Annotated in this window: 10 protein-coding genes and 1 pseudogene; 6 read left to right on the top strand and 5 right to left on the bottom strand. The window is 75.7% G+C overall.

Annotation, left to right across the window (positions count from 1 at the left end):
- The 5 genes from DKT69_RS40205 to DKT69_RS28025 form a co-directional block, all read left to right on the top strand.
- Positions 1 to 217: hypothetical protein (locus DKT69_RS40205; protein ID WP_236648399.1), on the top strand; the 217-nt coding region annotated here is incomplete at its 5' end.
- A 56-nt stretch (positions 218 to 273) separates the two neighbouring features.
- Positions 274 to 1,884, top strand: coding sequence for a ferric reductase-like transmembrane domain-containing protein (locus DKT69_RS28040; RefSeq protein ID WP_109804479.1), 1,611 nt, complete (start codon positions 274 to 276; stop codon positions 1,882 to 1,884).
- Positions 1,881 to 3,347, top strand: a complete 1,467-nt coding sequence (locus tag DKT69_RS28035; protein WP_109804478.1) for an NADH-quinone oxidoreductase subunit NuoF family protein — start codon at positions 1,881 to 1,883, stop codon at positions 3,345 to 3,347. Before DKT69_RS28040 ends, DKT69_RS28035 begins: the two co-directional genes overlap by 4 nt.
- A gap of 20 nt (positions 3,348 to 3,367) precedes the next feature.
- Positions 3,368 to 3,976, top strand: coding sequence for a TlpA family protein disulfide reductase (locus DKT69_RS28030; protein WP_109804477.1), 609 nt, complete (start codon positions 3,368 to 3,370; stop codon positions 3,974 to 3,976).
- Complete coding sequence (locus DKT69_RS28025; RefSeq protein WP_109804476.1) at positions 3,976 to 4,878, top strand: cytochrome c biogenesis CcdA family protein; 903 nt, start codon at positions 3,976 to 3,978, stop codon at positions 4,876 to 4,878. Before DKT69_RS28030 ends, DKT69_RS28025 begins: the two co-directional genes overlap by 1 nt.
- A 134-nt stretch (positions 4,879 to 5,012) precedes the next feature.
- On the opposite strand, the gene serS is transcribed toward DKT69_RS28025, so the two are convergent.
- The 5 genes from serS to DKT69_RS28000 all read right to left on the bottom strand — a co-directional run bounded on the left by serS (position 5,013) and on the right by DKT69_RS28000 (position 10,330).
- On the bottom strand, positions 5,013 to 6,296 hold the full coding sequence (gene serS, locus DKT69_RS28020; RefSeq protein WP_109804475.1) for a serine--tRNA ligase: 1,284 nt from the start codon (positions 6,294 to 6,296) through the stop codon (positions 5,013 to 5,015).
- Positions 6,297 to 6,389: 93 nt separating this feature from the next.
- Positions 6,390 to 7,469 carry a DNA polymerase III subunit beta family protein gene (locus tag DKT69_RS28015; RefSeq protein ID WP_109804481.1) on the bottom strand — a complete coding sequence of 360 codons (1,080 nt, stop codon included), beginning with the start codon at positions 7,467 to 7,469 and terminating at the stop codon, positions 6,390 to 6,392.
- Positions 7,470 to 7,516: 47 nt separating this feature from the next.
- Positions 7,517 to 8,704 carry a saccharopine dehydrogenase family protein gene (locus tag DKT69_RS28010; protein ID WP_109804474.1) on the bottom strand — a complete coding sequence of 396 codons (1,188 nt, stop codon included), beginning with the start codon at positions 8,702 to 8,704 and terminating at the stop codon, positions 7,517 to 7,519.
- A 31-nt stretch (positions 8,705 to 8,735) separates the two neighbouring features.
- The gene (locus tag DKT69_RS28005) at positions 8,736 to 9,890 is read right to left on the bottom strand and encodes a zinc-dependent alcohol dehydrogenase (protein WP_109804473.1); all 1,155 of its coding nucleotides are present in this window, start codon (positions 9,888 to 9,890) and stop codon (positions 8,736 to 8,738) included.
- Positions 9,887 to 10,330, bottom strand: a complete 444-nt coding sequence (locus DKT69_RS28000; protein ID WP_377533844.1) for a hypothetical protein — start codon at positions 10,328 to 10,330, stop codon at positions 9,887 to 9,889. The genes DKT69_RS28005 and DKT69_RS28000 overlap by 4 nt, the downstream gene beginning before the upstream one ends.
- A gap of 186 nt (positions 10,331 to 10,516) precedes the next feature.
- Here DKT69_RS28000 and DKT69_RS27995 point away from each other — a divergent pair.
- Positions 10,517 to 10,874, top strand: a pseudogene (locus DKT69_RS27995) (helix-turn-helix transcriptional regulator); the annotation flags it as partial.

Genomic DNA, 10,874 nt, shown 5'->3' with positions numbered 1-10,874 from the left:
GGGTGGCGCGGCGCGGGGGGAGGATTCCACTGTCGAGTTCTTGCAACAGCGGCCTGAAATTTTCGGCAAGGTTACAAGCGTGTTGCAACGGCTGTCAACGGATGGAAATGCGTCGTTGGATTTGGCGCTACACGCGCGCCGGGGGCACCCGGTTCGACGGAGCGGCCGAGAAATTCGCGACCGGGCTGATCCGCTCGCCACGCCGCTCCGTACCTGAGGAGGGAGCAGGGTCGGCCGGTGGGGGCGCCGCCGTGAGACACGATCGAGGAGCAGATGGCCCGGGCAGAGCAGAACGAGAAGGCGGCGACCGTCCGGACCACCAGCACCAGTCGAGGTGCCCGGACGCGGTCCAAGTCCGCACTGGTCGCGCTGACCGCGTCCGCACTCGCCCTCGCCTGGGCCGGCGTCGAACTGGCCGGCGCGGGCGGGACGGTGTACGCGTACGGCTTCTTCTTCACCGAGTTCTTCGCCGGGGTGGTCGCCCTGGTCTCGCTCAGCCTCACCGTGATGATGGGGCTGCTCGCCACCGACCGGCTGGTGCTGCTGATCCGGCATCGGGTGCTGCTCCAGTCCGCGCACCGGGCCACCGGCATCCTCGGCGTGGCCGGACTGGTCGTCCACGTCATCACCAAGATCTCGATCGGCCGGGCCGCGCCGACCGACGCGGTGGTGCCGTTCATCGGGGGCCGGGGGCTCTACGTCGGGCTGGGCACCGTGGCCGCCTTCCTGATGGTCAGCGTGCTCTGGACCGGCCTGATCCGGGTCCGCTTCGCCGGAGTCGGTCCGAAGTGGCTGTGGCGGGCGCTGCACTCCATGGCCTACGTCTCCTGGCCGTTCGCCCTGCTCCACGGCCTCAACGCGGGCCGGCCGGCCAGGTCCTGGGTGGTGCTGAGCTACCTGGCCTGCGTGCTGCTGGTGGTGCTGGCGCTGCTGGTCCGGGTCTCCGTCCACCTGGGCAGGCGCAGCCGGGAGCAGCACCAGGCCGCCGCGCTGAACCAGGCGATGGCCGGCAGGCCGGCCGAGGAGAGCCCGGGACTCTTCGCCGGCCTGGTCCGCCGCCGCTCCGCCGAGGAGGAGAGGAGCCGCGCCGGCCGGGGCCGCGAGGGCGGCTGGGCGGAGACCACCGCGACCTCGTGGACCGCGCCGGCCGGCACCGCCCGCCGCCGCGACCCCGACCGGTTCGCCGTGCCGGTGGTGCCCGCGCCCGGCTCGCTGCGCGAGCCCGTCCGGGCGGCGTCCCGGCGCCGGCGCGACGAGGAGTCGGCGCCGGTCACCGTACGGCGGGACGAGGCGCCGGTGGCCCGCCGCCGCGACGACGACCGACCGGCCCGGCGACGCGCCGCCGAGCCGGAGCCCGCCGGCCGGGGCCGGCCGGACGAGCGGTCCGCCCGCCGGTACCGGGACGAGGAGGAGCGTGCCGCCCGCCGGTACCGGGACGAGGAGGAGGGTGCCGCCCGCCGGTACCGGGACGACGTGGACGCCCGCTACTCGCCGCCTCGGCAGCAGCCGGTCGCGCCGGAGGAGCCGTGGGACAGCCCGCGGCGGTGGGAGAGCAGCGAACGGCCGGTCTCCGCGGAGCCCATCTCCGCCGGGCCGATCTCGGCCGGGCCGGTGTCGGCGGGGCCGATCTCCGCGGCTCCGCGCAGCGGCGGCGGCCGGCACAGCGCCGAGGAGGAGGTGCCGGAGGAGCCGGACTACTGGCGGCCGCCGGCCCGGTACGTCCCGGACGACCTGCCCGTCGACGACACCCCCACCCTGGTCGACCTCGCCTCCCGGCGGGCGCTGAAGGCCGCCGGCGAGGGCCGGTCGTCCCGGCGGCGTCGGGCCAGCGCCGACGCGGTCGACGGGGCGTACTGGGCCGGGCTGCGGGGTGAGGCGAAGTGATGCGGACGACCGTGCCACCGGTCGCCTGCGTCGGCGAACCCCGGCTCACCGCCGGTTTCGCCGAGTTCGGCCGGCTCGACCTGCTGGCCCACGAGGAGGTGCACGGCCCGATCGGGCCGATGGAACCGGCCAGCCTGCTCCGGCTGGCCGAGGCCATCGACCTGAAGGGCAAGGGTGGCGCGGGCTTCCCGTTCGCCCGCAAGCTGCGCGCCGTGCTGGAGTCCTGCGAGCGGCAGAGCCTCTCCGCCGTGGTGGTGGTCAACGCCAGCGAGGGGGAGCCGGCGAGCTGGAAGGACAAGGTGCTGCTCACCCGGGCGCCGCACCTGATCCTCGACGGCGCCGCCCTGGCCGCGTACGCGCTGGACGCCGAGGAGATCGTGATCGGGGTGGCCGACGACGACGTGGGCCGGCCGTCGCTGACCGAGGCGCTGCAGGAGCGCCGGATGCCGGTGCCGACCAGCATCGTCACCGTGCCGCACCGGTTCATCTCCGGCGAGGGCGGCGCGCTGGTCAACGGCATCAACGGTCTGCCGCACATCCCGCCCGGCACCAAGAAGCGGTCCAGCGACTCCGGGGTCGGCGGGCTGCCCACCCTGCTCTCCAACGCCGAGACCTTCTCCCAGCTGGCGGTCGCCGCCCGGCTCGGCCCGTACGAGTACGCCGCGCTCGGCACCGACGACGAGCCCGGGACCGTGCTGCTCACCGTCACCGGGGCGGCCGGCCGCCCGGCGGTGGTGGAGTGTGCCGCCGGCACGCCGCTGCGGGAGATCCTCGAGCTGTGCGAGGTGCCCGAGGGGCCGGGCATCCTGACGGGCGGCTACCACGGCAAGTGGATCACCCCGGAGGCCGCGGACCGCGCCGAGGTCTCCCGCAAGGGGCTGACCAGGGTCGGCGGCACCCTGGGCGCCGGCATCATCGTCCCGCTCGGCCGGGACACCTGCCCGCTGGGCGAGGCCGCCCAGGTGGTCCGCTACCTGGCCGGCGAGTCCGCCGGACAGTGCGGGCCGTGCAAGATGGGCCTGCCCGACCTGGCCCGCGCCGTCGACCTCGCGGTCTCCGGCAGCGCCCCGATCGAGATCGTCCGGGCGGCGGCCGGCGACGTGAAGGGGCGCGGCGCGTGCAGCCACCCCGACGGCACCGCGCGGTTCGCCCTCTCCGCGGTCGAGGTCTTCGCCGAGGACCTGCGGCTGCACACCACCGGGGAGGGCTGCGGCAAGCGGGTCAAGGGCGTGCTGGGCCTGCCCGGGGCGCCCGACGCGAACCCGCAGAAGCTCACCCTGGACTGGTCCCGGTGCGACGGGCACGGGCTCTGCGCGCACGTGGTGCCGGACTTCATCCGGCTCGACGCCAACGGTTATCCGGCCTTCCCGTCCACCCCGGTGCCGACCTGGCTGCGGGAGGGCGCGCTCAAGGCGGTCAAGGTCTGTCCCGAACTCGCGCTCCGGCTCGCCAAGGCCGAGTAGCCGACCGAGAGGAGACGCGGATGTCGCGTCGTACCACGGTGGCCCGCCGGGCCACCGCCGCCGCTGTCGCGCTCGCCGCGCTGCTCGGCGTCGCGTCCTGCGCGGTCGGCCCGGAGCCCGCGTCGCCGGTGAGCGCCGTGGCGGCCGCGTCTCCCGCCGCCCCGACGACCGGGCCGGCCGCAACCGGCGGCACGCCCGCCGCCCGGCCGGTCGTCCCGGCCCGGGTGCCGGAGACGCTGAAGTTCACCGCGACGACCCTGGACGGCACCCGGTTCTCCGCCGCCGACCTGGCCGGGAAGCCGGTGGTGCTCTGGTTCTGGGCGCCCTGGTGCGCCACCTGCGCCAGTCAGGCGTGGACGGTCGCCGAGATCGCCCCGAAGTACCGGGACACCGTGCCGATCGTCGGCGTCGCCGGGCTGGGCGAACAGCAGGCGATGAAGGAGTTCGTCACCGAGTTCGAGCTGGCCGGCACCCCGCAGCTCGACGACCGGGCCGGGGCGCTGTGGCGCCGGTTCGAGGTGGTCGAGCAGAGCACTTTCCTGATCATCGACCGGGACGGCCGGGTCGTCCACCAGGGCTTCCTCGACGGGGAGTCGCTCAGCCGCCGGGTCGCCGCGCTGGCCCGCTGATGACCACCCCGCTGCTGCTCGCGCTGACCGCCGGGATGCTCGGCGCGGTCAACCCGTGCGGCTTCGCGATGCTGCCCGCGTACCTGTCGCTGCTGGTCGCCGGCCCGCCGGACGGGCGCGGCGCAGTCGGCCGCGCGCTCACCGCGACCGCCGGGCTGACCCTCGGGTACGTCGTGGTCTTCGGCGCGTTCGGCCTGGCCCTGGCGCCGCTGGCGGACTGGCTGCGCCCCCGGCTGCCGTGGACGACCGTGACGCTCGGCCTGCTGCTGGCCGCGGTCGGCTGCTGGCTGCTCGCCGGTCGGCGGATGCCCACCCCGCGCCCGTTCACCCGGGCGCCCCGGCTGACCCGTTCGCTGCCGTCCATGGCGCTGTTCGGCATGGCGTACGCGCTGGCCTCGCTGACCTGCACGATCGCCCCGTTCCTGGCCATCGTGGTGACCAGCCTCCAGGCCGGCTCGACGCTGCGCGGGCTGGCGCTCTTCGGGGCGTACGCGGTCGGGATGGGGTTGGTGGTCGCGGTGGCCGCGCTCGGCGTGGCGCTGCTGCGCGGCCAGGTGGTGGCCCGGCTGCGCGGCGCCGGCGCGTTCGTGCCCCGGCTGAGCGGCCTGGTGCTGCTCGTCGCCGGGGGCTACGTCGCCTGGTACGGCTGGTACGAGGTCCGGCTCGCGCTGGGTCGGCACGACGCCTTCGGCGACCCGGTCGTAGTGGCCGCGGCCCGGGTCCAGCAGGCCCTGGTCGCCGGGCTGGCCGCGGCCGGCCCGGCGGTCCTCGCGGTGGCCCTGGTCGCGCTGCTGCTGGTGGCCCGGCGGCGGGTGAACGGGCGGCGGGTGGCGCGGCGGTCCGCGCCGGATCGGCCAGGGCGTCAGGCTCCACGACGCAGGCGGACAGCGCTGTCCCCGTGAGCGATATGACTGTCAGGCATATTTATGCCTGACAGTCATATCGGTTGGCGGAGATGTTGTCGTCGGCGCCCCCGGGGCCCCGTCGAATCGACCCCGGAACGGTCGCCGTCAGCCTCGGCCCGGGTCGCCTGCGGTCAGCGGATCGGCGTGAGCCGGTCGGCGCCCAGCTTGTCGCGGAGCACCTCCGGCACCAGCACCGAGCCGTCGGGCTGCTGGAAGTGCTCCAGGATGGCCGGGAAGAGCCGGCTGGTGGCCAGCGCCGAGCCGTTCAGCGTGTGCACGAACCGGGTCTGCTTGTTGCCCGGCTCCCGGTAGCGGATGGCCGCCCGGCGGGCCTGGTAGTCGCCGCCCCAGGAGATCGACGACACCTCCTTGTACTTGCCGGTGCTGGGCATCCAGACCTCGACGTCGAGGGTCTTCTTCATCGCGGCGCTGGCGTCGCCGGCCGCGAGCAGGCTGGTCTGGTGGTGCAGCCCCAACTGCTCGACCAGGCCCTCCACGTGGGCGACCATCGCCTCCAGGGCGGCGCCCGCCTGCTCGGGCAGGGTGAACTGGAAGATCTCCACCTTGTTGAACTGGTGGCCGCGTACGGTGCCCCGCTCGTCGGAGTGCGAGCCGGCGGCCTCGCGCCGGTAGCACGGGGTGTACGCGAACGCCTTCAGCGGCAGCTTCGCGGTCTCCAGGATCTCGTCCTGGAAGGCCCCGAGGATCGCCGTCTCCGCGGTGGGCAGCAGGAACTGCCCGCGCGGAGCCGACTGCTTGTCCAGGTGGTAGACGTCGTCGTAGAACTTCGGGAACTGGCCGGCGGCGAAGCCGGCGCTGTCCAGCAGCAGGTGCGGCGGGAGCAGGAACTCGTACCCGGCCTGGATGTTCTGCTCGATCAGCCAGTTGACCAGCGCCCACTCCAGCCGGGCGCCCATGCCGGTGTACATCCAGAAGCCCGAACCGCCGAGCTTGACGCCCCGCTCGTGGTCGACCAGGCCGAGCGCGCGGGACAGCTCCACGTGGTCCCGGACCTTCTCGATGGCCGGCGGCTCGCCGAAGGTCCTGACGACCCGGTTCGCCTCCTTGCCACCGGCGACCACGTCGTCGGCGGGCAGGTTGGGCAGCTCGCTCATCGCGGTCCGCAACCGGGACTGCACCTCGTCCAGCTGGGACTCCAGCTCGGCGAGCTGCTTGCGCTCGGCCTCCGGCGCAGGCTCCGGCGTGGTGCCGGCCCGCTTCGCCTGCGCGTACGCCCGAGCCTCCGCCTTGCGGCGCTGCCGCTCGGCGTCGATCTCGCTGATCAGGGCGCGGCGCTCCTGGTCGAGTCGCTGGATCTCGTCCAGCGCCCGGTTGACCTCGGCGGGATCCAGACGCTTCGCCAGCGCGGTCGCCACCGCCTCGCGATCCTTCCGGATCAACTCCATGTCGAGCATGCTGCTCGTACGCCTCCGTCCAGGCAGTCAGGTGGGACCCCCAGATGCTACCGTCGCGGCCCCGTCCGGCCGTCCCGCACCCGGGACCGGCCGTCAGAGCCGGACGGGCATCAGGATGGAGAAGGCGTGCACGTCGTCCGGGCGGCGCACGGCCAGCGGGGCGATCGGCCCGTCCAGCTCCAGCAGAAGCTGCCCCCGGTCGCCGGCGTCGAGGGCGTCGAGCAGGTACTCCCGGTTGACCCCGACCCGGACGGCGTCCGCCTCCGCCGCCTCGTCCGGACCGACCACCCGCAGCCCGCCCCGCTCGTCCAACCCCAGCACGGTCACCTCGGCGCGTACCCCGTCGTGCTCCTTCACCAGCACCGGCGCGCCCTCGGCGGCCACCGCCGCGCGCAGCGCCACCACGTCCACCACCACCCGATGCGCCGGCGCGCCGGTCAGGTGGCCGTGCAGCAGCCGGCGGTAGTCCGGGAAGTCGTACGGCAGGGGCGCCGTCCGCACGGCGCGGCCGGCGACGGAGACCTCGACGGTCTCCCGGTCGACGGTGACGTGCGCCTCCGGGGTGATCCCGGCGCCGGTGTCCAGCAGGGCGCGCGCCTCGTCGACGAAGCCGACCGGGACGAGCACCCGCACCGGCGGCCCGTCCATCTTCCACCCGGTCCGGGCCACGGCCAGCCGGTGCCGGTCGGTGGCGACCAGCCGTACGCCGTCCGGCTCCACCTCCAGCAGCACCCCGGCCAGCACCGGCAGCTCCGGGTCGGCGCCGACGGCGAAGCGGACCGCGTCGACGGCGGCGGCGAGGTCGGCACGGTGCAACACGAGACGGGTGGTCATCGGGGTCTCCTCGGGGTCGATCAGGGCACGGACCCGGGAGAGCTCACGGCGGGCGTCGGCGAGACCGTCCTCCAGCCGGCGCAGGTGCGCGTCCAGCAGCCGGCCGACCACCGCGGGCTCGGACCGGTGCCGCAGCGCGGCGCCGATCTCGGCCAGCGGCATGCCGACCCGGCGCAGCCCGGCCACCAGCCGGGCTGGGGCGACCTGGTCGTCGGTGTACCAGCGGTAGCCGGTCACCGGGTCGACCAGCGCGGGCACCAGCACGCCGGAGCGGTCGTAGAACCGCAGCGCGCTCACCGTCAGCCCGCTGGCCCGGGCCAGTTCGCCGATGCTGCGCAGTTCGCTCTCCACGACGACCGATCCTGTGCCCTCAACCCGGTCGAGGGTCAAGCCGTCGGGCCCGCGTCGACCACGCGGAACGTCATCCCCGCCTTCACCAGGCGCTCCAGCAGGGCGTCGCCCATCGCGGTCACCGGGGTCACCTGCCCGGAGGTGGGCGGCAGGTCGTCGCAGGCCAGGCAGAGGGCCGACTCGGCGAGCATCTTCGCGGTCTCGTCGTAGCCGGGGTCCCCGCCGGCCACCTCGGTGAGCACCTTCCGGCCGCCGCCGGAGCCCAGGAAACGCACCCGGAACCAGGACTTCGCCCGCTGCTCGGGAGTCGGCCCCTGACCGGAGGAGAGCCGGCCGAGCAGCCAGCGCCGGGTCGGCGGCAGCTTCACCAGCCCGACCAGACCGGCCATCCCGACCCCGGCGACCAGGATCGTCGGGAGCCGCTTCACCGCGGCGAAGTGCCGGTAGCGGAAGTCCGGGCCGTACTCCGGGCGGGCCGCGGCCGACCGGCGGACCACCTGCGGGTCGATGGTCGGCAGCGGCACCACCCACCTGCCCAGCTCCCTGGACCGGCCCACCTTCCCGGGCACCGCCCGCACCCGGCGGCCCTCCGGGCGCGGCTCGACCGCCTTGCGCGCCTTGGCGGCCCGGCTCATCTCCCCGGTCCGGGAGAACGCGGTCAGCGCCGAGTGGTACGTCCCGGCGGAGAACCGGCCGCCGGCCCGGACGAAGCCGTCCACCGTGATCGGCCCGTCCGACGGGAGCTGCTTGACGGTGTACCAGGCGCCGAGGTCGTGCGGGATCGAGTCGAAGCCGCAGGCGTGCACCAGCCGCGCCCCGGTGCGCACCGCCTCGGCGTGGTGCCGCACGTACATCAGGTCGACGAACTCCGGCTCGCCGGTGATGTCCAGGTAGTCGGTGCCGGCGGCGGCACAGGCGGCGACCAGCGGCTCCCCGTGGTGGACGTACGGGCCGACGGTGCTGGCCACCACCCGGGCGCTCGCGGCGACCGCGCGCACCGACTCCGGGTCGGTCATGTCGGCGGTCAGCAGCGGCAGTTCGGCCAGGGCGGGGTCGATCGCGGCGAGCCGGTCCCGCACCGCGGCCAGCTTGGCCGGGTTGCGGCCGGCCAGCGCCCAGCGCAGTCCGGTGGGGGCGTGCCGGGCCAGGTACTCGGCGGTGAGCGCGCCGGTGAAGCCGGTCGCGCCGAACAGGACGAGGTCGTGCGGGCGGTCGTCGCGCATCCGCCGAGTGTGCCATCCCCGGGCGCGCGGATCACGGGGAGAAGACTGCCCGGACGCAACCGTCCGCCCGCTCCCGGAACAGCGCGTAACCGTCGGCGCCGCGCTCCAGCGGCAGCCGGTGGGTGGCCAGGTGTTCGGTGCGCAGCTCGTCGCGGGCCATCCGGTCCAGCAGCATCGGAATCCAGCGCTGCCCGTGCTGCCGGGCGCTACGGACGGTCAGGCCCTTGTTCATCACCGCGCCGAGCGGAAACGCGTCGACGAATCCGGTCCAGGTGCCGAGGACGACCACCGTGCCGCCCTTGCGGCAGGCGTGCACCGCCTCGCGCAGCGCCAACGGCCGGTCCGCTCCGCCGCCGAGCCGGCCGCCGAGCAGCCCCGGTGGCTCCGATTCCATGCCGACCGCCTCCACACACACGTCCGGGCCCCGGCCGCCGCTGCGCTCCCGCAGCTCGGCCGGGACGTCCACGTACCGGTAGTTGAGCGGCTCCGCGCCGACGTGCCGGTCCACCATGCGCAGCCGGTCGTCGTACCGGTCGATGACGATCACCCGGGCCGCGCCGCGCAGCACGGCGGACCGGGCGGTGAGCTGCCCGACCGCCCCCGCCCCCCAGACCGCGACCACGTCACCCGGCCCGACCTCGCCCAGCTCGGCGCCCATCCAGCCGGTCGGCGCGGCGTCCGAGGCGAACACCGCCCGGTCGTCGCTGACCGGGTCCGGCACGGTGAACGCGCCCACGTCGGCGTACGGCACCCGGACGTACTCGGCGTGGCTGCCGGCGAAGCCGCCGAGCGGGGCGGGCCGGCCGTAGCAGCCGCCGGTCGGCTGGCCCCAGGCGGACTCGGTCGCCGCCGCGCCGGTGCTGCTGCCGTTGTCGCAGCAGGCGAAGAGGCCCTGCCGGCAGAACCAGCAGGCGCCGCAGGCGACGGCCGCGCAGACCACCACCCGGTCGTCGACCCGGTGCCGGCGGACCTCCGGGCCGACCTCCACCACCTCGCCGAGGAACTCGTGGCCGAGCACGTCCCCGGCCGCGAGGAACGGAATCCGCCCGCCCAGCAGCGGCAGGTCCGCGCCGCAGGTGGCGCTGCGCCGGACCCGGACGATCATGTCGTGCGCGTTGCGCAGCTCCGGGTCGGGCACCTGCCGTACCGCCAGCGCGTCGACGCCCTCCCAGCACAGTGCCCTCACCCGGCGGCCCCCGGGCGGTCCAGCCGCGAGCGGTCGGCGCGGAGCACCTCGCCGGTCTCGGCGAGCTGCTTGGCCTCCCGCAGGGCCTGCCGGATCAGCAGCCCGGGGTCGTCGCCGACCAGGTGGGCGGCCAGGCCGGGCAGCCGCGGCGAGCCGCCGAGCGGTCGGGCGGCCAGCTCGGTGCCGCGCCCACCGGGTGCCGGGCGGGTGTGCACCTCCACCGCGCCGTCGAGCCGGCGCAGCGGCTCCGGCCACCGTCCGCCGGGCAGCACCGCCTCCGGCGGGCCGGTCAAGGTCACCACCTGCCACCGCGCGGGCCGCGGGTCGGCGCCGGTCACCCGCGGCCAGCTCCGGTGCCGGGGTACGACCAGCGCCCGGACCGCCGTCGCGCCCGCCCCGGCCACCGCGAGGGCGATCGTGCCCCGGGCCAGCCGTCCCATCCGTACCACCTGCCCCTCGCCTCGTCGCGGGTCGGCGGGCGGCCGGTCACGCGCGGCCGACCGCCCGCGGGTGTCCAGCATCCGGGCGGTCCGGGTGAAGCTGGCTCGCCCCGAAGGGGTGAACCGGCGCGGGCCGGGTAACCGCTCGCCGCACGACCGGGAGCGGACGCGACGGGGAGGGGCCGCATGCCGGAGGACCGCGACCGCGTCGGGACCGTCGACGCGCCGCCGCTGCTCGCCTCGCGGCTGTCGCCCGCCGTCCTGCCCGAGCCGGTGGTGGTCCGGCCCCGGCTGCTGGACCGGCTGGACCAGGGCGTCACCGGTCCGGTCACCCTGGTGCGCGCGCCGGCTGGCTGGGGCAAGACCACGCTGCTCGCCTCGTGGGCGCGGGCGTCCCGGGCCGAGCCGCCACCCGCCTGGGTCGCCGTGGAGGCCGGCGACACCGGGGAGCGGCTCTGGTCGTACCTGGCGGCGGCCCTGCGCGGGGTCGTCGAGGGTACGGCGGACGACGCGCCCCGCCCCCCGGTGTCGCCGGCCTCCACGG

This window comes from Micromonospora sicca (assembly GCF_003172935.1).
GTDB lineage: Bacteria > Actinomycetota > Actinomycetes > Mycobacteriales > Micromonosporaceae > Micromonospora > Micromonospora sicca.
Note: the sequence above shows the minus strand (reverse complement) of the source record. Positions and strands in the feature narration are given on the sequence as shown.